Raw genomic sequence first — 20204 nt, 5'->3', positions numbered from 1 at the left:
AACATGAAACTGAAGGGGATCTGTGACCAGGAAATACGAGAACGGTTCACCTGGCTCACTGCCAATCGCGCCGAATTTCTTTGAGGTCGGTGGCGTGCACGATGGCTTCTTCGGAGATCAGGCCGCGTAGACAGTCCCGGTCCTGTGGCTCTCGGTGATCACTGCCTGCTCAGTGCCGAGGCGGCTACAGGTTGTACCGGCGGGTGATCTCCAGCGCCTGCTGCTCAGGTACCTCGGCTGGGGTGGGTGTGATCAGCCATCGGAGATTGACCCGCCCGTTGTGGCGATCAAGCTCGCCGTCGAAGGCTTTCGCAACCGGCCCCGTCCAGACCTTGCCGGTGTGGAAGTTCTTGAAGGGCGTATCGAGCGCGTTTCTCATCTCATGGAGTAGGGGCTCGATCGTCTTCAGCGTATCCTGCAGCACCTCACGCAGCGGATTTGGCACCATCTCGGGCATCGGCTCAGTTCCCCGTCTTTGGGAGGGGTTGGAGGACGGCGTGCCGGTGACGGCGAGGAGTTTCGGAGCTATCAGCTTCAGGAACGCCACCATGTCGCCGGCGCTATCCCTGCCGGTGGATCCTTGACCGAGGCCGACCAAGAGGCGCGCCTTTCCCCTGACGAGAATCGCGGCGATGTGCGTTTCCTGCTCGGGGTCCTTGATGTAGGCCCCGTAGCCGTCGGGCACGATCGCAGGTAGCGGCTTCCCGCCGTCTTTGAGGTACTCATCGACTTGGCCGCGGATCCCCCCGGTATCGAGGGTGATACGCAGTAGCTGTACCCGTTCACCTGCCGGCTGGTACAGGCCGCAGGTGCCGTGGCCGGCCTCGTCGCGCGGCTCCGTGAGAGCGCCAACCACGATGGGATCGCGCACACCTGTCATCAACCTGGCCGCAGCCTCCGGTACGTGGTTGCAAAGGTAAGGAGGGCCGGCCACTGACGGCAGAGGAGCTGTGTCCACGGCCAGCGGCCTGCCCTGCTGGCATGCCGCTATCAAGATCAGTGCGCAGGCGAGGAGGCCAGCCATCCGTGCGAGGGGTTCATGACTTCTCGAACGGATCCAGCCTTCGACCTTTCGCATGGCGATCAGGGCTGAGGCGTCCAGTCCAACTTTCTCCATCGCAGGCCGGAGCAGCGGCTCGTTCCTGCGGAGCAATTCTCCAGCACGGCCCATTGCTTTCTCGAACTGGTCTATCAAGACGGGCGGATCCTGGAGAGCTTCTCGTCGAACGGCTTCGGCGATAGATCGCTCGGCTGCGTCACGGGGATTTCCAGCATCTTCGGGGAACAAGTCCGGACCGCTGATCAGCCTAACCTTAGCCCGGTATTGAGCCGAGGATGATTGTGGTACCGGTATGGCGATCGCAGTTGCCGCCAATAGTGCGAGAGCTGCTGCGCTATCAGGGCGAAACACCGCTTCACGGATGCAGTTCCCCTTTTCATCCGCAGGAGCGGGGTCGACAGTAGCGCCACTGCCTCCTCCGCATACTGCCATGTGGGCGCCGTTGTTCTTTGGGTGGCTAATCGGTGAAGTTGAATTCCCCCGCGTGGACGCCGGCCAGGAAGGCCTGCCACTCGGCCTGGGTGTAGATGATGACGGCGTCCTGGTGCTTGCTGTGTCGGACGGCCACCCTGCCCGAGCCGTCCTGAAACGGACCGGCCTCGACGCAGTTTCCGCCGCCGTCGGCGCTGAATGTGCTGATGTGCCAGGCGATCTCGGGGGTGGTCATGATCGAGTGGCTCCGTCCCTAGACGTTGGCGAGGCTCTCCGTGACCGTTGCGATCAGCTTCAGCGAGTCCTCGGTGCTGAGAGCTTTGCGTCGTATGCGGTCGTATTTCAGCTTAAGCCTGTCGGCGGCATCTCCCTCGACGTAGATCGCGCCGGCCGGGGTTGGGACGTACGCGACCGCAGGGAAGGGGTGGGCGAGTTGGAAGATGCGGAAGGCGCCGTCCGGGCTGGCGTGGGCTCCCGCGGCGAGCGGTAGGACGCGTATCTCGACGTCGGCGGTCAAGGCGTACTGCGCGAGATGGGCCAGTTGGTTGCGCATGGTCTCCGGCCCGCCGATCGAGCGGCGGAGTACGTATTCGTCCAGGATCGTGGAGAGGCGAGGGGCGCCGCTGGTCAGGATTTCCTGTCTGGTGCGGCGGAACTCCAGCCAGCGCTCGACCTGCTCGTCGGTCGCGTCCGGGTCTTCCGCGCGAATGACGGCTTCCATGTAGGCGGGTGTCTGGAGCAGGCCGGGGAGCACCAGGGTGTCGAAGGACGTGATGCTCTCGGCGCGGGCCTCCAGCCAGGCGTAGTCCACGATGCCGTGGGACACGTCTCCCGAGTAGTCGTCCCACCAGCCGTTCTGCCATACGTCGCGGCTCAGGCGAACCAGGCCGTCGCGTTCCTGGGGTGCAGTGACGCCGTACAGGTCGAGGAGGGCGAGCACGTCGGAGGTGCGGGCCGGGTACAGGCCCGCCTCGAAGCGACTGACCGTCGAGCCGTCGCGTTGGAGGTACTCCCCGGTGTCCTTGAGCGTGAGGCCCGCGTGTTCGCGTAGTTCTCGCAGATGCTTACCGAGCCACTGGGCCCGGAGCGTCACCCCGCGCTTCCCGCTCATGCTCACCACCTCGATCGGCTGTCCCGAAGGTTACACCTGCACCATGCATCTCAGAGGTGTGCAGGTCTTCGCTGTGCAAATTTGCATCGCGCATGTCAGTATCGGAGTGGTTGCGCAGCGTGACAGAGCGTCGATCTCGTACGGGCTGATGGATGGACGTCGCCGTGCGACGGTGGGAGGGCGGGCGGATGTACGGGATGGCGTGGCGGGGTGACTTCCCCGATGAGGGCGAGCAGTTGGCGAACGTGCGGCGGCTTGCCGGTGCGCTGCTCGAACACTCCCGAGTGCGTGATGACGCGATCGCGTGTCTGGTCGAGCTGGCCGGCAACGCGATTCTGCACAGCAGGTCGGCGGGTGGTGTCTTCACCGTCGGCATCTGGTCGGACGGGGATGCAGCTCGGGTCGCGGTTAAGGAGGCCGGGGGGTGGGATGAGCCTGTGGTTCGGTCAGGTGGGGAGGAGCTCCTGGTGGAGAGCGGGCGAGGGCTCTCCATAGTCGTCGCGCTCGCCGACAGGCTCGGGGTGGCGGGGGACGAAGAGGGGCGGGTGGTGTGGGCGGATTTGTCGTATGCGGGCGCTCACGGTGGTGGCCTGGAGTGGGAGGAGGTTCCGCTGCTGGAGTCGGTCTGTGGGAGTTGCCGGGTCATTGCCGGGCGGTCGTCGCGGACCGTTTTCTCGGCGGCGGATTGGCGGGTCTGATCGGGTTATTGTCCGCCGGGTGTCAGCAGGATGGGCTTGAGGTAGCGGACGAATTCGATGGCGTCGGCTCGGTGGTCGCGTCCGGGGGCGCCAGGGGTGATCCAGATGGAGAGGCGGCGGCGGGTGTCGGGGGTCCAGGCGTAGGCGTACGTGCTCGGCCCTGCCTTGCCCTCGAACTCGGCGGTGAATCCCGGGCCGAGATCGCCGGGGAGGTCCACGCCGCGATCGTGCTTCTTCGTGCTCTCCAATTCCTGCAGGGACAGGGCTGACGGGTCGTCGAACTGGATCGACAGCAAGGCTTCGCGGGTCTCATTCTGTGGATCCGTGACCAGGCAGTACGAGAACGGCCCGCCCGGCTCACTGCCGGATGCGTCGAACTCCTTGAGGCCGGTGGCACGCACGATGGCCTCTCTGGAGATCAAGCCGCATTCTTGGGGGGAAGCTGTCACATTGCCCAGCGGTCGCGTGTCGGGCGGCGGTGGAGGGGAGGTGCAGGCTGACATGACCGCCGCGGCTGCGAGCAGGACGGGCGCGAGGAACGAAGCTCTCATGGGCCTGCACTTTCGGAGCCGCCGACCTGCTTGAAACCATCTTGCACGGCCTTCATGGGGCCGCGGAAGACCTGTGCCACGTCGCCGAGACCCTGCCATTCCTCGTAGGCGTCGCGCTGCTCCTGAGTCATCTGGCTCCATGGCACGATCTTGTTGCCTTCCACGAAAGCCCCCGCGGAGCCGCGTGGGTGGTTGACGGACGCATGGGGGTGCGTGGCGGCGGGAACTTCGCCATCGCCGAATAGGCCATGCCGCATCATCACATCGGATGTGATGTCGGAGAACATGGCCATGCTCTGGCCCAGCGTGGACTGCGCCTGGCTGCGTGCCACAGCACCCTGCTGACCTGTCACCTGCCCGAAAACCGCTGTCTTGCCCTTGTCGAAGAGCATGCTGCTGATCTTGCCTTGCGGCCCAGGGGCCAGGTTGGCGACGCTGGTGACGGCGTCCTTGAACGCGCCGAACATGCGGTCGTTCGCGTCGGCTTTGTTGATCTTCGCGAGGTTCCCGGCATCGGTGATGACGAACAGGGTTCGGCTCAGTCTTTCCACGTCCGAGCTGAAGCCGGCGCCACCGGCTCCCGACATGCGGTCCTCCAGGATCCTCTGGCGTTCGGCGTTGATCTCGGCGGTCGTCGCTTCAGGGTGGGCTCTTCGCCACTCCTCGAACTCGGAACGGTTCTGCGCGGCGACCTTCGCAGCCCGCTCGTTCAGCACGTTGATGCTGTACTGCCCGTGGGCGGTCACCACCGTTTTCAAGGCGAGGGGGTCCTCGAAGGCCCACTTCATCACCTTCATCACGCCGTCCCGATCCAGCAGGGCACCGTAGGGCTGCACGCCCTTGAGTCGGGGATCGGGGTCGGGGACGGTCAGTACTCCCGGCTGCTGCGAGGTTCGCTGGCCGGATACGCGGTGTAAGTCGCTGGCGTACGAGCTCAGGATGTTGCCCACGCTCTGGCGGGTGTTGCGGAGGTTGGACTGGACGGCGGGGTTGGACCAGAAGCGCATGGTCCAGGAGGCGATCAGGGCTGAGGTGTAGCCGCGGGACTGCCCCGGTGGCAGGTCGTGGTCGCGGAACGTGGTCGTCGCGGCTTCGAGGGCGTGGCCGAGGTCGCTGTCGGTGGCCTCGTACCAGACGCGTTCGCGCATGAGGTAGTCGAGCGGCTTGCGCTTCGGGTCGGTGAAGAAGTCCTGGGCGGCCCGCGGGTTGTTGGCCAGTGCGGCGGCGACGGCGGCCATCGGGTCCTTGTAGGCGGCCGGGAGGTGGTTCGCCGGTTGGGTGGCGGGCATGATGTTGCGCCAGTACAGGGAGTCCTGCGGTTGCGCGCGCTCGTGGTCGTAGACCTTGGTGGCGACCTCGCGCAGGAAGGCGTCGTCGAATTTGCCGGTGCGCAGGAGCTTGTTGAGGGCGAACGTGGTCTCCGGCGTGTCGAGATGCTTGAGCAACTGGTCGACGTACCCCTTGGGGAGCTTCATGTCGCCGGCGCCCCGCGAGGCGGTGCCGAGGATGGTGCTGAGGGCGGCGGACAGTTTGTCCAGCTCGGCGAGCACTTCCGGGTCGGCGCCCGAGGCCGTGTTCTGGCGGCGGTAGAGCGACGAGAGCAGCTGCTTGAGCTCATGCGGCGGCATCTGGGTGGCGAACGCGACCGCGAAGTACGGGTCGTCCTGGTGTTTGCGCAGCTCGTCGAGGGTTGCCTTGTCGATGGTGCCGTTCTTCATGCCGGTACGCAGGGCGTCCGCGAGCCGCTTGGCCGTGGCGGCGCCGGCGGCGGGGGTGTCGGAGAGCCATTTCGACTCGTCCGCCCAGAGTGACCTCGACGCGTCGAGCGCGACCTTCTGTGCGGCCAGCATGAGATCGAGCCGGCGTTGCAGGTCGGGGACCTTCGCGCCGATCTGGTGGCCGACGTCGCGGGCCGTGCCCGGGCCGTACAGGGTGAGCTGAACAGTGTTCAACGCCTTGTCCACCTGGGCGCCCACCTCGGGGACGGTTCTGCTCAGCCGCTTCATCAACGAGATGAGCTGCGTCATCAGGGCCGGGTCGATGCCGAGTGGTGTCGGTTCTGGGCTCATCATGAGGCACCGTCCGGGCGGAGGGTGTCCAGCAGGCCGAGGGCGCGGGTGAACATGCCCTTGTACGTCTGGTCCCAGGTCTGGGCCTCGCGGGCCAGTTTGTCGGCGGCTGGGCCTTTCATCGCGCCGGCGTCGAGGAGATGGAGGAGTCCGCGGATGTCGCCGTCATGTTGATCGCGCAACCGTTCGATCTGCCGGCGAGCGGCGTCGATCTGCTCCTGCGTCGCCATCCTGGTCCCCTGCGGCTGCCGACGGGCGAGTTGACCATACGAAGCGTAACGAGGTCAGGGGGCGTGCAGCGGGAGTTCGGCGGGTTGTACACCGAAAAGGCATGGAGACGCGGTGAAAGGGCGATACGGGCTGTTGCTATCTCAGATTATGGCTGTGCGTTATTGAGTGATTCCGTTCCGTGGTGTCGCTCGTTTCTTGGGCGTGCGGGTTTCCTCCGGGAGTGGACGGCGGGAGACTCCGGGTATGGATGCGAACCCGCTGGTGCGTCAGGTTCTGGATCAGATCGATGGGGACGATCCCCGAGTCAACGAGCTTGTCTCCGCGCTCGTCCGTCATCTGCACGCCTTTGTCGAGGAGGTGCGGCCGACGCCCGAGGAGTGGCTGGCGGGGCTTTCTTTCCTCGTCGAGACGGGGAAGATGTGCACGCCCGAGCGCAACGAGTTCATTCTGGTGTCCGACATGCTCGGGCTGACCAGTGCCGTGGATGACGTCAACCATGTCGGGCCGGCGAACATGACGCCGTCGTCCGTGGAGGGGCCGTTTCACTCGCCTGCTCCTGTGCGGGAGCTGGGCGGTTGGGTGAGTGATGGGCCTGAGCGGGAGCGCGGGGTGCCTACCGTCGTGCATGGGCGGGTGTTCGACTGTGACGGTACGCCGCTCGCGGGGGCGACCGTGGAGGTGTGGCAGGCCAGTGATGCCGGCCTGTATGACAGTCAGGATGATGCGCAGGAGCTCGGGAATCTTCGTGGGGTGTTCACGGCCGATGACGATGGGCGGTACTGGTTCCGGACGATTCGGCCGAGTAGTTATCCCGTTCCTACCGATGGCACGGGGGGTGTGTTGTTGCGGGCGATCGGGCGGCATCCGATGCGGCCTGCTCACCTGCACTATCGGGTCGCGGCTGAAGGGCATCGACCGCTGATCACACACGTGTTTCTGGCTGGGGATCCCTATCTGGGGTCTGATGCGGCGTACGCGGTGAAGGAGGAGCTTGTGCGTAGTCCGCGGGCGCGTACGGAGGGGTGGGGGATGGACGTCCCGTACGAGGAGATCGAGTTTGATGTGAATCTGGTGCCGGTGGAGTGGAAGGAGGGCGCCTGACGACGGTCGGGTTTGGGGGGTGGCGGGTCGCGGTAAGTGATCTGCGGATGCGTGCAGAGACTGCGTGGTGGCGTACGGTGATCGTGGGTGTGGGGTGGAAGTGACGTGCGCCGGCTGGGGGTCGGGGCGGGCGGTGGGATCGGTCGGTTGAGGGTGGTTCGAGGGTGCGCTCAAGGTCGGTCTGAGGGTGTGCCCAGGTCGGTTTGCGGGCTCGGCCGTTCCGGTGGGGTCGATTCCGGCGGGGTGCGGGCCGGCCGTCGGTAATGCGGTGGGAAACTGTCGTACCCCGGTGATAGAAAACAGTTTCGAAGCCCGCTCATCGCCTGCATCGGGGAGGCCACGGTCGTGACCGGTAACAACTCGGAGTTCACCGTCTCCGGTCAGCGCTACGACCGGCGTGGCCCGGTGCGCTGGCTCTGGTCCCATCTGCGCGGCCATCCGGTCCACCTGCTGGGCTTTCTCGGCGGCTCGCTCGTCATGATCGTGCTCAACTCCGCGGTGCCGCAGCTCACCGGCGCGGCCTTCGACGCCGTGCTCGGCCGGGGCGGTGACGCGGCCTCCGTGCTGGGGTTCATCGCGCTGATCCTGCTGGTCGTCGTGGTGGCGCGCGGTCTGTCCGACATCGTCGCGCGGCTGTCGAGCGAGGTACTGGCCAAACGGCTCGAACGTGACACCCGCGACGAGCTGTACGTGAGCCTGCTCGGCAAGAGCCAGACCTTCCACAACCGCCAGCGCGTCGGCGACCTGATGGCCCGCGCCGCCAACGACATCCGGCAGCTGTCCATCATGGTCACGCCGGGCATCGACCTCATCGTCGACTCGGGGCTGTCCGGGCTCGTGCCGCTGTTCTTCATCGCCGCGATCGATCCGAGGCTGCTGCTGGTGCCCGGCGTCTTCGCGGTCTTCTTCGTCGCCGCGCTGTGGCACTACATGCGTCAGCTCAACCCGGTGGCGACCCGCATGCGTGAGCAGTTCGGCGACCTCAACGCCGGGCTCAGCCAGGCCGTGCGGGGCATCGAGGTGATCAAGGTGATGGCGCAGGAGGGGCAGGAGCGCAGGCGGTTCCGCTCGTACGCGCGCCTCTACCGTGACTCCTTCGTCCGCAACGGGCTGGTGCAGGCCCGCTACCTGCCGACGTTGCTGTTCGCGGGCGCGGTCGGCGGGGCGTTATGGCACGGCCTCTACATGCAGAGCACCGGCGCGATCTCGGTCGGTGAGCTGGTGGCGTTCATGGGGCTGGTGGTCATGCTGGGCTTCCCCACCCAGATGTCGATCTTCACCTTCTCCCTGGTCCAGATCGGCATCGCCTCCGCGCGCCGGATCCTCGACATCGTCACCTCCGACACCGAGTTGCAGCAGCGTGACGACGGCCACGCCGCGCCGATCACCGGCGAGATCGTCTTCGATGACGTCACGTTCGGCTACGACGACGGTGGCGAGCCGGCGGTGCGCGGGCTGTCGTTCACCGTCAAACCGGGCGAGACGGTGGCGATCGTGGGGGAGACCGGGTCGGGCAAGAGCACGCTGACGAAGCTGGTGCCGCGCATCTACGACGTCACCTCCGGGCGCATCCTGGTCGACGGTGTCGACGTACGCGACTGGGACCTCGACTCGCTGCGTTCCCAGATCTCCACGATCGAGCAGGACATCGTGCTCTTCTCCCGCTCGGTCGCCGAGAACATCGCCTTCAGCCTCGGTCAGCGGGCCGATCGCGAGGCCGTGATCAGGGCTGCTGAGGACGCGCAGGCCGCCGAGTTCGTGGGCGAGCTGGACGACGGCTACGACACGGTGATCGGCGAGCGGGGCGTGACGTTGTCCGGCGGGCAGCGGCAGCGGCTGGCCATCGCGCGGGCCTTGCTGACCGATCCGGCGATCCTCGTGCTCGACGACTCCACCAGTGCCATCGACTCGGCTACTGAAGACAGGATTCAGCAGGCCATCGGGCGCATTCTCGACGGGCGGACCACGTTGCTGATCACCCATCGGCTCTCCCAGATCCGGTGGGCCGACAAGGTGCTGTTGCTGCGGCGGGGCGAACTGGTCGACTGCGGGACGCATGACGAGCTGATCGAACGGAGCCGGCTCTATCGGCGGATCTTCGCCCATTACGACGAGGCCGGCGTCCAGGCGGAAGACAGCGCACCGATTCTGGCGAGTGAGCAGGGAGGTGCTCGCTGATGGGCTTCATCATGGACGGCCTCGACGCCGAGGACTACGACCGCACCTACAACGACCGCGACCTGCTGCGCCGGATCGTCACCTACTTCCGGCCCAAGGCCGGGGCGATGTTCCTGGTGGCCGGCATGATCGTGGCCGCCTCGATGAGCCACGCCGCGACGCCGCTGCTGGTCAGCTACGTCGTCGACGCCGTCGCCGACGGCACGATCGGCCAGGTCGGATGGATGTTCGTGGTGGGGGTGCTGCTCGCGGGTGGGCTCGGGTGGGTGTTCAACTTCGTCCGCCAGTGGTTCAGCTCCAGGGTCACCGGCGACGTGGTGCTGCGGTTGCGCGAGGACGCGTTCGACGCCGTGCTTGAGCGAGACATGTCGTTCTACGACGAGACGCCGTCCGGGCGGATCGTCAGCCGGGTGACCTCCGACACCGACGACTTCGCCACCGTCTCCACCCTCACCATGGACCTGATCAGCCAGGTGCTGATGGTGCTGTTCGTGACTGTGCTGCTGTTCGCGCGTAGCGTCGAGCTGGCCTTGCTCACGCTGCTCGTGGTGCCGATCGTGGTGGGCCTGGCGCTGCTGTTCCGGCGGCTCGCCCGAGCCAGCACCAGGCGCGCGCAGCGCTCGCTGAGCCGGGTCAACGCGAACTTGCAGGAGACCATGGGCGGCATCGCCGTGGCCAAGAACTTCCGCCAGGAGCAGCAGGTCTACGACGAGTTCCGGCCGATCAACCAGCAGAGTTACCAGGTGACGTTGCGGCAGGGGTTCGTCTTCTCCGGGATCTTTCCCGTGCTGTTCTTCGTGGCGGGGCTGGCGACGGTCGCCCTCGTTTATCTCGGGGGCTCGGCGGTGCTCACCCGCGGGCTGTCCGCCGGTGACTGGTACCTGTTCCTGCAAGGGGTCGCGCTCTTCTGGATGCCGCTGACGTCCATCGCCGCGTTCTGGTCGCAGTTCCAGCAGGGGCTGTCGGCGTCGGAACGGGTCTTCGCGCTGATCGACGCTCCGCCCCGGGTGGTGCAGAGCGACGCGCAGCCGGCCGGGGAGCTGGCCGGGCGGATCGAGTTCGAGGGGGTCACGTTCGGGTACGACGCCGCGCATCCTGTGTTGCGTGACTTCGATCTGCGGATCGAGGCGGGCGAGAGTGTCGCGCTCGTCGGGCACACCGGGGCGGGCAAGTCCACGCTCAGCAAGCTGATCACTCGGTTCTACGAGTTCCAGGAAGGGCGCCTGCTGATCGACGGCCGCGACATCCGTACCCTCGACCTGGCCTCCTACCGGCGGCAGATCGGCGCGGTGCCGCAGGCTCCGTTCCTGTTCAGCGGCACGGTCGCGGACAACATCCGCTATCCGCGACCGGAGGCCACCGATGACGAGGTGCTGACCGCCGCGTCGGCGGTCGGCGGCGGTGACTGGATCGAGGCGCTGCCCAACGGGCTGGCCACCGACGTCGGCGAGCACGGGCGTGCCCTGTCGATGGGGCAGCGGCAGCTTGTCGCGCTGGCCCGGCTGCTCATTCAGGATCCGGCGATCGTGGTGCTGGACGAGGCCACGGCGAGTGTCGATCCGCTGACCGAGGCGCAGATTCAGGAAGGGCTGGACGTGGTGCTGGCCGGGCGGACCTCCATTGTCATCGCTCACCGGCTGTCCACGATCGAGCATGTCGATCGGATCATCGTGCTCGACCACGGGCAGATCGTGGAGGAGGGGGATCACGCCACGCTGCTGGCCCGGGGTGGGCGCTACTGCCAGGTCTACAACACCTACTTCCGGCACCAGTCGCCCAACTATCGGGCGGGGGCCGGCTTCGTCCCGGTCAGTTCGGGGTGAGTGGCGGGCGGGTCGGGTTCGGGCCAGGAGGAACGCGGGTCGGCAGGCCACTCATTCCATGACCAGGAAGCGGTGGTCCAGCCCGGTGATGCGCAGCAGCCAGGCTACGCGCGGGGGAACGCCGGTCAAGGCCAGCGTGATGCCTCGTGCCTGGGCACGGTTTTGCACGCCGACCAGCACGCCGAGCCCGCCGGCCCCGCAGAAGGTGACCTGGGACAGATCCAGGACGAGCAGGCCGCTGCTGTGGCCGAGGGTGTCGATCAGCCGCTGGCGCAGCCGGGCGGTGGTGAAGATGTCGATGTCCCCCGACAACTGCACGAGGGTCGGCGCCGAGGCGTTCATCTCGGCGGGCGAGGCTGCGTCAATGGCGATCATGGAAGTTCTCCTCACGGGAGAAGCCGAAAGTAATAAGAAGCCTGCCGACCGAAGATCGGCCCGCCGCCAGTACGGGCGATGCAAGGGCCGCTCGATCCGGCCGGCAGGCGGCACATGGGTCATGGCTGCGTTGTCGGTCGTCCCACGGATGCCTGCGTCACCTGCCCGATGACCGATCCGCCCTCGTTCTCCCAGCGGGCCGAACCGTCGGCCATGGCATGCGGAGCGGGGCCGGCGGGCAGCTGCGCGAGGGTGAGGATGGCGTCGATGCTGAAACCGGCGATGTCCTGGACGGTGAGCTTGAGCGTGGCCTCGGCGGTGCCGGCGGCGGTGCCCGAAGGGACGAGCAGCAGGACGACCGGCTCGCCGGCGGCGAAGCTGAGAGTGATCACTCGCGGATCGGCGTGGCGGAACCAGCCGACGCGGACCTGACGCCCGCGCGCCGGGATGCGGCGCGGGATGTTCCGCCACACATCGCCATGCAGGCCGATGCGGAGCGTGACCCGATCCAGCAGCCGGTCCACGGCGGCGATGAGGCCGGGCAGTTCGGCGGCCGCGTCACAGGAGAAGGGCCACCAGGCCCCGTCCACCACACTCAGCCGGTTCGGCACCGGGCGGAGACTGAGCCGTAGCGCGGAGTCGACCCGAGGAATCGTGGGCGAGGCGGAGCTGAGCGGTGCGGATTGAGAAAGAAGCGTCGGCGTCATGGTCGCCTGACCTGTCCAGGCCCCTGAAGGAGCCGGTGGTGGTTCGCCGGGGGCGACGCAGACCTGAATGCCAACGTTCGAAAAGCCTTCGGTACTTTCAGTCTACCTCATGACGTCCTTCGACCTGGCGGACGTGCGCCTGTCGGCCCGCAAGGGCGAGCCGCACATCCGCGGTCAGGCCCGCCCGCTGGGCCAGGTGCCGTCACGCGGAGCGCGGAGGGTTTCGGCCTGTTCGGCGGTGACGCCGCTGGCGCGCTGGTCGACGCCCCGCCCCGGGTGGTGCAGAGCGACTCGCCGGCCGGCCGGTGAGAGGAGGGCGATCACGCCACGCTGTTGGCGAGGGGTGGTCGCTACTGCCAGGTCTGCAACACCTACTTCCGGCACCAGTCGCCCCACTGTCGTGCGGGGACTGGCTTTGTTCCGGCCAGTTCGGGTTGAGCGCGGTCCGGTCGTCTGGGTGTGCGGGGTTCGGGTCGATTGGCGTGAGGGTGGGGGCAAGGTTGTTTGAGAGGATCACCCGGTCTGTTCGGCGAGGGCGACGATGATGCCCGCTGGACCGCGGAGGTAGCAGAGGCGGTGGCTGGTCTCGAATCGCACCAGCTCGCCGACGAGTTCGGCCCCGTGCGGTCGCAGGCGGTCGAGGATGTCGTCCATGTCCTCGACGGCGAACATGACGCGCTGGGTCCCCAGCGTGTTCGCCGGAGCGTGCGGGTCGCCGGCCGGGCTGGACGGTGTGTGGTACCTGGTCAGTTCGAGGCGGCTGTGGCCGTCCGGGGTGCGCATCATCGCGATGTCCGTACGAACTCCGTGGAGTCCGACGACGCGATCCACCACGCTGCCTTCGAGCGTCGCCTCGCCTTCCAGCTCCAGTCCGAGTTCGGCGAAGAACGCCTTGGCGGACGGGAGGTCGTCGACGACCATGGCGATGTTGTCCAGCCGCTGGACCGTCCCGCGTCCAGGGCGGGGGCTGTGCCGGTCGGTGTTCTTCATGATGGTCCTTTCCGGGACGGGCGCGGGCTCAGGCGTTCTGGCGGTCCTGCTGTCGTTGCATGAGCTCCGCGATGGCGGTGGGGAGCGTGGTCTCGAAGTCGATCAGCTTGGCCCAGGTCGGCTTCACCACGATCCGGACCATGCCGTCGTAGAGGGCCTTCACGCCCACCTCCCACTCCGCGCGCTGCTCCGGCGTCATCTCGTACGTGCCGTTCCACTGGAGGTACTCGTCCGCGATGCCCTCGACGACGTCCAGCTCCGCGTTGCCGCGAAGGAGCAGGACCCTCGGCGGGTGTGACTCCGTGTCGATCGTCAGCGCGACCGCGGGGTTGCGGCGCAGCGCCGGCAGTTTGCGGGCGTTGGTCGCGGTGCACATGACGATCTCCGTGCCGTTCCAGACGATGCCGATCGGGATCGCGCGCGGCGTGCCGTCCAGCGCGACGAACGCCAGCCTGGCCAGGTCGCGGGCGAGTAGTTCCTGGCTGAGCGGGCGGTTCAGTACCTCGTCGATGGCGTGCTGGTCCATGAGCGAAACCTCTCAGTTGTAGTAGCGGCGGGCGCTGGAGCCCACGCGGGAGATGTCGGTGCCGTAGATGTGCAGACTGATGGCGATCTCGTCGCCGATGTTGCGGATGCGGTGAATGTCGCCGGGCGGCGCGAAGCCGCTGACCTCCCCGGGCGGGTTGTCCCGCGTGCCGATGGGGGTGAGGGCTTCGTCGAACAGTTCCTCGTGCTCGACGCCCGACAGCACGCCCACGACGCACCAGGTGATGTGGTCGTGGATGCGGGTGGTCTGCTCGGGGCGCCAGACCAGGCCGAGGATGGAGAACGCTCCGTCGGGCTCGACGTGCAGCAGGTGGCCCGCGACTCGGTCGGGCTCGCCGAGGCGCTGGTCGGGGGTCAGGATCTCGGGGCCTGGGAGGTGTGCGCGGAGGCTTTCCGCGACCAGTTCCGCGGTGTCCGTCCAGTCGGTCCGTACGGCCACCGCTCGGCGGATGGCGGCGGCGAGGTCGGTGAGGGGCATCAGGGTGCGGGTCATGGCCACGCTCTCCTTTGCGGAGTGGGTTCGTCCTGTTCAAGGCTCCCAAGTGACGACTTATACGTCTAATGACAATATTTGGGTTAATTCATGCGTACTCTGTATGCGTGCTGGATATCGCGAGGTTGAGGGTGCTCGCGGCGATCGCCGCGCAGGGCTCGGTCACCAAGGCCGCCAAGCAACTGAACTACTCCCAGCCTGCGGTCAGCCGTCATCTGGCCCGGTTGGAAGCTGAGACCGGGGCCAAGCTCGTCCAGCGGGTCGGCCGGGGCATCCGGCTCACTCCGGAGGGCGAACATCTCGCCCGTCGCGCTGCCGAGATCGTCGGCCGGGTCGACGCCGCTGCCTCGGAACTGTCCGCGATGGTGGGTTTGCGAACTGGCCGGGTGCGGGTCGCCGGGTTCCAGTCGGCGCTCGCGGCGCTGGTGCCGCACGCGGCCGGCACTCTGCGTCGTGAGCATCCCGGCATCGAGCTGCACCTGGTCGAGGCCCATCCGCGGGTGGCGCTCGATCTGCTGCGGGCCGGGGAGGTCGATGTCGCGGTCGTCTTCCGTTACGACGACGCCACCCCGGATGACATCCGCGCGACGCATCTGTTCGACGACCCGATGTACCTGCTCAGCCTGGAACCCGGCCAGACGCTGGAAGGCAATCGCGACGCCGACTGGATCGCGGGTTGCGAGAACTGCCGGCGCGACTTCCTGGAGGCGTGCGCCAGGGTGGGATTCGTTCCGGCCATCGCGTACATCACCGACGACACCATCGTTCAGCAGGCACTGGTCGCGGCGGGGATGGGGGTGACGACCATGCCGGGGCTGACGTTGCGTACCCACCATGCGCCTGGGATCGAGGCCAGTGTCCTGAGTGACTTTCGGCGGCGGGTTTATCTCGCTTCTTATGGTGATCCGCCGGATCCGCCGGCGACCACGGCCTTCATCGGCGCGCTGCACCGGGCCGTTGAGCAGGTCCACCCTGGCGAGCCGTCCCCAGCGGATTGACGCATCAGGATCAGGGGTCGTCGCGTAGGGCGCGGAGGGTTTCGGCCTGTTCGGCGGTGACTCCCTTGGCGCGTTGGTCGGCGGCCTCCTCGGCGGTGAGGCCCGCGCCCGCCCAGGACGCGGTCTCCTCGAACGGGATTCCGGCCTGCCACCACTCGCGGGCGACCGCCATCGGGGTGAGGCCGCGCTGGATGTAGCGGCGTGCCTCGGCGGGTCTGAGGCCGAGTTCCTGCCACATGCGCGCGGTGGAGGCGTCGATGCCGTACCCGGCCCAGGCGATGGCCTCGTCGTTCACCCAGTCGGCGTCGAGGTAGCTGTACATGACCAGGGCGCCGGCGTTGCCCGCGCGGCGGATGAAGCGCTGGGCCCGGTCTCGCGGGTCGTCGGCGCCGAAGGACATGAGGCTGGTGAAGGCGTCGCCGGGGGCGGTGGGGTCGTCTGTTCGGCGTGGCTCGCGGCCGTGCTTGATGTCGAACGCCTGGTCCGGGGTGAACCCTTTCTCCCGGTACGTCAGTGCCTCGTCCAGGGTGAACTCGTACTCGTGCCAGAGCAGTGCCTCCGGTGCGCCGAGCCCGGCAGTGTGGCAGGTGGCGACGGCTTCGGGGGTGATGCGGGCGGTCGTCCATTGTGTGGCGAGTGCGGGGTCGGTGATCCCCGCGTGCCGCCAGGCGGATGCCTGCGCCGCCGTCAGCCGCCATTCCCACCAGCGGCGGGCCTCGTCGTCGGGGATTCCGGCCGCGCGGTAGGGCGCGGGGTCGAAGTGGTGGGTCATGCTTCTCCGATCTGTACGGTTCGCGCCCACGAAGGGGCCTGCCCGCCGGTGTTGAGCAGCCCGACGATGACGCGGCTACGGGCGGGAGGGCGGTCGGGCCACGGGGTGCGTCCGTCGGTGAGTGCGATGATCAGGTCCGGCGGTGGCCCCGAGGCGAGTGCGGCGGTGAACCCGGCGCGGAGGTCGGTTCCGCCGCCTCCGCCGAGTCGCAGATCGGAGATCCGGCGGAGGGGTTGGGGGCGGTATGCCCGCGCGTCGCAGGAGATCACCGTCACCCTCCGCCGTCCGACGCCGACGGCTCGGAGGATGCCGGTCACCTCGGCCAGCGCCTGGCCGAGCATGCTCTCGGTGACCGAGCCTGAGGTGTCGATCAGCACGGTGACCGAGGGGGCCGGGCGGTGCAGGCTCGGCAGTACGACGCCGGGGAGCGCGGCGGCTCTGCGTGACGGGGTGCGATAGGTGTAGTCCACCCGGCCCGCCGCCTGGGCCAGGCCGTGGCGGATGGTGGTGGACAGGTGGCGCCGCCAGTTGATGGTGGGTTCGAGCACCTGGTCGGCCCAGCGGAGCCAGCCGGCCGGGACGTCGTCGTGGGCGTCGAGGCGTTCGCGGATTTGGCGGGCGGTGTCGAGCGCGGTGAGGCGGGCGCCGGTGGCGGACAACCCGGGTTTGTCGGTCTCCCATGGCCGGGGCTGTCCGTCGCATCCGCTACCGCAGTCCGGTGGTGGTCGGTCGTCGCCGTTGCCGCGGTCCGGTGGTGGTCTGTCGCCGCCCTTGGTGCGGTCCGCCGGTGGTCCCTGACGGTCGCTTCCGTCATCGTGACGGTCACTTCCGTGGTCTCTGCCCGCAGGCCGCTCGTCGGGGCCGATTCTGGGGTCCCGTTCCGAGGGCTGTTCGTCGTGGGAGTTTCCGCAGCTCCCCTCCTGCGGCCGTACGGTGTCCGTTCGGTCGAGCAGAGCGCGGTGGTACCGCTCGGCGGGCCACCCCTCCGGGAGCTCCAGCCGTGCCGGCGTGATCGCGTCCGGTGGTAGTGGTAGGTCCGTGAGGTCGTCGTTGATCTCCGCGTCGGTGGCCAGGTTCCAGTTCCGGCGCTCCAGACGTCCGTCCGAGCCCGGGTAGCGCCGGGCGTGGTCCCGTAGCAGGTGGCCGGTCTGGTGGATGAGCCAGGAACCGACCTCGGGCACGCTCCGGCGTTCCAGCTCCTGCGCCCCGACGTACACGTGCCAGGCCGTGTCGGTGGGGAAGCCTCCGAGCCTGCCTCGCACCACGATCGGGTCCAGCGCCAGCAGCGCTCCGCTCAGGTACGGCGCCCGTGCCACGGCCCAGACCCGGGCCGCCGCCCACTTCTTCCACAGGTCTGGGGACAGCGACTCACTCATGGAGCAGCCCGGCCGCGCGCAGGATCGGCGTCAGCTCCAGCAGTGCCACAGGCAGCCGTGCCCCGGGTGGGCGGCGGTGGGCGAGGGCGCGGGCGGCCAGGGTGGCGACGTCGGGTGCGGTGCCGGCGGCCTTGGCGATCACGTGCCAGGCGGCGTCCCACAGCTCGCCGCTGCCGTCGGCCACCGCTACCGCCACCACCGACGTCAGCACGGCGAAGGCTCGGTCGCCGCGTCCGGGCAGCTCGAACGCGTCCGGGTCGGCGAGCACCGCCATCGGGTCCGGCAGGTCGAGGCGTTCCAGCCAGGACAGGAACTCCAGCGCCGCCCCCTCCCCGACGGCTCCCGCCACGAGCACGGCCAGCACCTCGGGCGAGGCGGCGGTGGCCTGGCAGGCGGCGAGCAGGCGGGCGGCGGACTCCCAGGATCGGGGGCTGGGCCAGCCCCTGCCGGCGGCGTCGCCGGAGGGCACGTGTAACGCCAGCGTGGGCCGTACCTCCAGGAAGGCCGCCACGATCGCCCGCGCCCGCGCGACCTCCTCAGGTGAGGCCGGCCGCTCGAAGCCGGACAGCGGCGGCCGGGGGAACCCGACGGCCAGGCCGCGTGCGATCCGCCTGCCGTCCACCGGCCAGTCGAGGTGTACGAGCCGGTTGGCCAGCGGTGCGGCCAGGTCCCAGCCGTCGGCGGCCTCCTCGGGAGGGTTCGCCGCGGCGACTATGCGTACTTTGTCGGGCAGTCGCACGTCACCGACCGCCCGTTCCAGCACGACCCGGAGCATCGCCGCCTGTACGGCCGGGGGAGCGGTGGTGAGTTCGTCCAGGAGGAGAAGCCCGTGTCCGGCCGTGGCCAGGCGCTGGGCCCAGGCCGGAGGGGCGAGCCGTACCGTCCCGTCGGCGATCAGCGGCAGGCCGGCGAAGTCGCTCGGCTCGCGGATCGACCCGATGACGACCTCGACCGGCCAGTTCAGCGACTCGGCCAGGGCCAGGACGGCGGACGTCTTGCCGGTGCCGGGACTGCCCCACAGCAGGACGGGCACCCCGGCCGACACCGCGATCGACAACGCCTCAGCCGCCACCCCGCCGTGCTCCCCGACGGCCGGGCTGCTCCACTCCTCAGCGGCCGTCCCGCCGTGCTCCTCAGCGGTCGGTCGGTCTCGCTCCTCAGGCGCCGGCTCGCCGTGCTCGTCAGGCGCCACGGCCCACGCCTTCCCTCTGCCAGATCGCCCCGAGCCCAGGCACGCCGAGCTGCCGTTTGAGCAGTTCCAGCTCGTACGCGGGCAGTTCGCGAAGGACGAGCTCGGCGTTGTCCCGCAGCGGATGATCGCTCATCCGCACCTGCCCGGCAGCCTCACAGAACGCCCCCGCATCCCACGGAACGCCAGGCCCCACGACCGCCCCGTCCGCGATCCCGGCCAACTCCTCGGCGGTGGGCCGCGCGGTGATGCCGAGCCTGGTGGTGAGCCGGTCGCCGACCAGCAGCCCGGCCAGGTAGCTGAGGCCGTCCCGGGCGTGGCGGCGGCGCGGATCGGCGCCGTGGACCCAGGCGGTGACGATCTCGGCGACCAGCCGGGCGGCCGCGTGGCTGGGGCGGTCGGAGGTGCCGAAATCGCCGAGATCAAGCTGGTTCGCGGAGATCACCAGCGCCGCCCGGGCCTCGGTCCAGCCGCGGGTGAAGTGGCTCCAGCCCCACGGGTACTCGCCGCCGTGCCCGATGTAGGGGTGTTCGCCGCCGAAGACGTTGAACACGAACCCGATCGAGACGTCCTCGCTCGGCCCGGTGAGGGTGCCGCCGGACGCCTGTGCCGTGATCATCTGCCGGGCGGTGCCGGGCGACAGCACGCCGCCGCCCCCGCCGAGCAGGGCGAGGACGAACCTGGCGTGGTCGGACGGCGTGCTCAACGCGGACCCCGCCGGGTAATCGCCCACGTAGAGCTGGGGGAGCGGCAGGCGCAGCCCGGGCAGGGTCGCGTACCCGGTCGAACGGCGCGCGAGCAGCTCCGCCGGGACGAAGTCCGGATGTTGCGCCCTGGGGAAGGCGCTCGACGACATCCCCAGGGGCGCGAACACGTGCTCCCCCATCCACTCCGAGAACGTGACGCCGTCAGGGTTCAGCAGCTCGACGAGCCGCCCGACCACGGCGATCCCGACATTGCTGTACTGGTACGCGGCCCCTACCGGCCCGGCCCAGAACGGCGTCAGCGCGCCCCCGTACGCGTCGGAACGCCCGGCGGCGAACACCCGCCGCAGGTGCTCCTCCAGCGGCGGAGGCGGCTCGCGGTGGAAATTGCCCAGGTTGATGCCGAGCCCGCTGCGGTGGGTGAGCAGGTCGCGCAAGGTGATCGGCCGCGGCCCGTGCGGGTTGACGATCGGCAGGTGCTTGTCGATCGGGTCGTCCAGCCCGATCAGGCCCCGCTCCACGAGCTGCAGGGCGGCCACGCCGGTGTACGCCTTGGCGTCCGAGCCCGTGGGGCCGATCGTGTCCGCGGTCATGGGGCGGCCGGTGGCCAGGTCGGCGAGCCCGTACGCCCTGCTCAGCGCCACCTCCGTGCCGACGCCCACCGCGATCGAGAGCCCGGGGGTGCCGCAGTGATCCATGATCTCCGGCACGAACGCGTCCAGCGCCTCGGCCAAGCCATCGATGTTCATGCGTCAATGCTTGCCTTGACGCTCGAACAATGTCAAGGCAAGCATTGACGG

Annotated in this window: 20 protein-coding genes; 5 read left to right on the top strand and 15 right to left on the bottom strand. The window is 68.5% G+C overall.

Features of this window, described 5'->3' with window-relative positions; translation table 11 throughout:
• Positions 1-184: 184 nt before the first annotated feature.
• The 3 genes from ABFX54_RS19190 to ABFX54_RS19180 all read right to left on the bottom strand — a co-directional run bounded on the left by ABFX54_RS19190 (position 185) and on the right by ABFX54_RS19180 (position 2603).
• The gene (locus ABFX54_RS19190) at positions 185-871 is read right to left on the bottom strand and encodes a hypothetical protein (protein ID WP_346106576.1); all 687 of its coding nucleotides are present in this window, start codon (positions 869-871) and stop codon (positions 185-187) included.
• A gap of 646 nt (positions 872-1517) precedes the next feature.
• Positions 1518-1727, bottom strand: coding sequence for a DUF397 domain-containing protein (locus ABFX54_RS19185; protein ID WP_346106574.1), 210 nt, complete (start codon positions 1725-1727; stop codon positions 1518-1520).
• 18 nt (positions 1728-1745) lie between these two features.
• Positions 1746-2603 carry a helix-turn-helix domain-containing protein gene (locus ABFX54_RS19180; RefSeq protein ID WP_346106572.1) on the bottom strand — a complete coding sequence of 286 codons (858 nt, stop codon included), beginning with the start codon at positions 2601-2603 and terminating at the stop codon, positions 1746-1748.
• A 152-nt stretch (positions 2604-2755) separates the two neighbouring features.
• On the opposite strand from ABFX54_RS19180, the gene ABFX54_RS19175 reads away from it, so the two are divergent.
• Positions 2756-3301 carry an ATP-binding protein gene (locus tag ABFX54_RS19175; RefSeq protein WP_346106570.1) on the top strand — a complete coding sequence of 182 codons (546 nt, stop codon included), beginning with the start codon at positions 2756-2758 and terminating at the stop codon, positions 3299-3301.
• Between the two features lie 5 nt (positions 3302-3306).
• On the opposite strand, the gene ABFX54_RS19170 is transcribed toward ABFX54_RS19175, so the two are convergent.
• The 3 genes from ABFX54_RS19170 to ABFX54_RS19160 form a co-directional block, all read right to left on the bottom strand.
• Positions 3307-3723 (bottom strand): hypothetical protein, encoded by a 417-nt coding sequence (locus ABFX54_RS19170; RefSeq protein ID WP_346106569.1) that lies wholly within the window; start codon positions 3721-3723, stop codon positions 3307-3309.
• 125 nt (positions 3724-3848) lie between these two features.
• Entirely contained in the window at positions 3849-5924 is a 2076-nt protein-coding gene (locus ABFX54_RS19165) for a DUF6571 family protein (RefSeq protein WP_346106567.1), read from the bottom strand.
• The gene (locus ABFX54_RS19160; protein ID WP_346106565.1) at positions 5921-6151 is read right to left on the bottom strand and encodes a hypothetical protein; all 231 of its coding nucleotides are present in this window, start codon (positions 6149-6151) and stop codon (positions 5921-5923) included. The genes ABFX54_RS19165 and ABFX54_RS19160 overlap by 4 nt, the downstream gene beginning before the upstream one ends.
• Positions 6152-6395: 244 nt before the next feature.
• Between ABFX54_RS19160 and ABFX54_RS19155 the strand changes: the two genes are divergently transcribed.
• The 3 genes from ABFX54_RS19155 to ABFX54_RS19145 all read left to right on the top strand — a co-directional run bounded on the left by ABFX54_RS19155 (position 6396) and on the right by ABFX54_RS19145 (position 11254).
• Entirely contained in the window at positions 6396-7253 is an 858-nt protein-coding gene (locus tag ABFX54_RS19155) for a dioxygenase family protein (RefSeq protein WP_346106563.1), read from the top strand.
• Positions 7254-7598: 345 nt separating this feature from the next.
• On the top strand, positions 7599-9431 hold the full coding sequence (locus ABFX54_RS19150; protein ID WP_346106562.1) for an ABC transporter ATP-binding protein: 1833 nt from the start codon (positions 7599-7601) through the stop codon (positions 9429-9431).
• A complete protein-coding gene (locus ABFX54_RS19145; protein WP_346106560.1) occupies positions 9431-11254 on the top strand; it encodes an ABC transporter ATP-binding protein in 1824 nt (607 codons plus the stop codon). Before ABFX54_RS19150 ends, ABFX54_RS19145 begins: the two co-directional genes overlap by 1 nt.
• 51 nt (positions 11255-11305) lie before the next feature.
• Here ABFX54_RS19145 and ABFX54_RS19140 read toward each other — a convergent pair whose 3' ends face one another.
• The 5 genes from ABFX54_RS19140 to ABFX54_RS19120 form a co-directional block, all read right to left on the bottom strand.
• On the bottom strand, positions 11306-11629 hold the full coding sequence (locus ABFX54_RS19140) for an STAS domain-containing protein (protein WP_346106558.1): 324 nt from the start codon (positions 11627-11629) through the stop codon (positions 11306-11308).
• Positions 11630-11748: 119 nt separating this feature from the next.
• Positions 11749-12336: a DUF5994 family protein gene (locus ABFX54_RS19135; protein ID WP_346106556.1), complete on the bottom strand. Its 588-nt coding sequence runs from the start codon at positions 12334-12336 to the stop codon at positions 11749-11751.
• Positions 12337-12849: 513 nt separating this feature from the next.
• The gene (locus tag ABFX54_RS19130; RefSeq protein WP_428834537.1) at positions 12850-13326 is read right to left on the bottom strand and encodes a VOC family protein; all 477 of its coding nucleotides are present in this window, start codon (positions 13324-13326) and stop codon (positions 12850-12852) included.
• A gap of 28 nt (positions 13327-13354) precedes the next feature.
• Positions 13355-13852 (bottom strand): pyridoxamine 5'-phosphate oxidase family protein, encoded by a 498-nt coding sequence (locus tag ABFX54_RS19125; RefSeq protein ID WP_346106554.1) that lies wholly within the window; start codon positions 13850-13852, stop codon positions 13355-13357.
• A 12-nt stretch (positions 13853-13864) separates the two neighbouring features.
• A complete protein-coding gene (locus ABFX54_RS19120; RefSeq protein WP_346106553.1) occupies positions 13865-14365 on the bottom strand; it encodes a cysteine dioxygenase family protein in 501 nt (166 codons plus the stop codon).
• A 107-nt stretch (positions 14366-14472) separates the two neighbouring features.
• Here ABFX54_RS19120 and ABFX54_RS19115 point away from each other — a divergent pair, with 107 nt between their 5' ends.
• The gene (locus ABFX54_RS19115) at positions 14473-15363 is read left to right on the top strand and encodes a LysR family transcriptional regulator (RefSeq protein WP_346106551.1); all 891 of its coding nucleotides are present in this window, start codon (positions 14473-14475) and stop codon (positions 15361-15363) included.
• 10 nt (positions 15364-15373) lie between these two features.
• On the opposite strand, the gene ABFX54_RS19110 is transcribed toward ABFX54_RS19115, so the two are convergent.
• Genes ABFX54_RS19110 through ABFX54_RS19095 form a run of 4 tightly spaced genes read right to left on the bottom strand, consistent with a single transcriptional unit; the run spans position 15374 to position 20153 of the window.
• A complete protein-coding gene (locus ABFX54_RS19110; RefSeq protein ID WP_346106549.1) occupies positions 15374-16135 on the bottom strand; it encodes a hypothetical protein in 762 nt (253 codons plus the stop codon).
• Entirely contained in the window at positions 16132-17511 is a 1380-nt protein-coding gene (locus ABFX54_RS19105; protein ID WP_346106547.1) for a vWA domain-containing protein, read from the bottom strand. Before ABFX54_RS19105 ends, ABFX54_RS19110 begins: the two co-directional genes overlap by 4 nt.
• Positions 17504-18703 carry an AAA family ATPase gene (locus ABFX54_RS19100; protein WP_346106546.1) on the bottom strand — a complete coding sequence of 400 codons (1200 nt, stop codon included), beginning with the start codon at positions 18701-18703 and terminating at the stop codon, positions 17504-17506. The genes ABFX54_RS19105 and ABFX54_RS19100 overlap by 8 nt, the downstream gene beginning before the upstream one ends.
• Complete coding sequence (locus tag ABFX54_RS19095; protein WP_346106544.1) at positions 18693-20153, bottom strand: serine hydrolase domain-containing protein; 1461 nt, start codon at positions 20151-20153, stop codon at positions 18693-18695. The genes ABFX54_RS19100 and ABFX54_RS19095 overlap by 11 nt, the downstream gene beginning before the upstream one ends.
• Between the last annotated feature and the right edge of the window lie 51 nt (positions 20154-20204).

Origin of the sequence: Nonomuraea maheshkhaliensis, assembly GCF_039529435.1 — a bacterium.
GTDB lineage: Bacteria > Actinomycetota > Actinomycetes > Streptosporangiales > Streptosporangiaceae > Nonomuraea > Nonomuraea maheshkhaliensis.
This window is presented reverse-complemented; position numbering and strand designations above follow the sequence as displayed.

What these genes read in the sequence shown, in the direction of transcription:
- ABFX54_RS19185 (WP_346106574.1), bottom strand. Translation starts at nt 1,727, where the DNA reads ATGACCACCCCCGAGATCGCCTGGCACATCAGCACATTCAGCGCCGAC.
- ABFX54_RS19180 (WP_346106572.1), bottom strand. Translation starts at nt 2,603, where the DNA reads ATGAGCGGGAAGCGCGGGGTGACGCTCCGGGCCCAGTGGCTCGGTAAG.
- ABFX54_RS19175 (WP_346106570.1), top strand. Translation starts at nt 2,756, where the DNA reads ATGGACGTCGCCGTGCGACGGTGGGAGGGCGGGCGGATGTACGGGATG.
- ABFX54_RS19165 (WP_346106567.1), bottom strand. Translation starts at nt 5,924, where the DNA reads ATGATGAGCCCAGAACCGACACCACTCGGCATCGACCCGGCCCTGATG.
- ABFX54_RS19160 (WP_346106565.1), bottom strand. Translation starts at nt 6,151, where the DNA reads ATGGCGACGCAGGAGCAGATCGACGCCGCTCGCCGGCAGATCGAACGG.
- ABFX54_RS19155 (WP_346106563.1), top strand. Translation starts at nt 6,396, where the DNA reads ATGGATGCGAACCCGCTGGTGCGTCAGGTTCTGGATCAGATCGATGGG.
- ABFX54_RS19145 (WP_346106560.1), top strand. Translation starts at nt 9,431, where the DNA reads ATGGGCTTCATCATGGACGGCCTCGACGCCGAGGACTACGACCGCACC.
- ABFX54_RS19140 (WP_346106558.1), bottom strand. Translation starts at nt 11,629, where the DNA reads ATGATCGCCATTGACGCAGCCTCGCCCGCCGAGATGAACGCCTCGGCG.
- ABFX54_RS19135 (WP_346106556.1), bottom strand. Translation starts at nt 12,336, where the DNA reads ATGACGCCGACGCTTCTTTCTCAATCCGCACCGCTCAGCTCCGCCTCG.
- ABFX54_RS19130 (WP_428834537.1), bottom strand. Translation starts at nt 13,326, where the DNA reads ATGAAGAACACCGACCGGCACAGCCCCCGCCCTGGACGCGGGACGGTC.
- ABFX54_RS19125 (WP_346106554.1), bottom strand. Translation starts at nt 13,852, where the DNA reads ATGGACCAGCACGCCATCGACGAGGTACTGAACCGCCCGCTCAGCCAG.
- ABFX54_RS19120 (WP_346106553.1), bottom strand. Translation starts at nt 14,365, where the DNA reads ATGACCCGCACCCTGATGCCCCTCACCGACCTCGCCGCCGCCATCCGC.
- ABFX54_RS19110 (WP_346106549.1), bottom strand. Translation starts at nt 16,135, where the DNA reads ATGACCCACCACTTCGACCCCGCGCCCTACCGCGCGGCCGGAATCCCC.
- ABFX54_RS19105 (WP_346106547.1), bottom strand. Translation starts at nt 17,511, where the DNA reads ATGAGTGAGTCGCTGTCCCCAGACCTGTGGAAGAAGTGGGCGGCGGCC.
- ABFX54_RS19095 (WP_346106544.1), bottom strand. Translation starts at nt 20,153, where the DNA reads ATGAACATCGATGGCTTGGCCGAGGCGCTGGACGCGTTCGTGCCGGAG.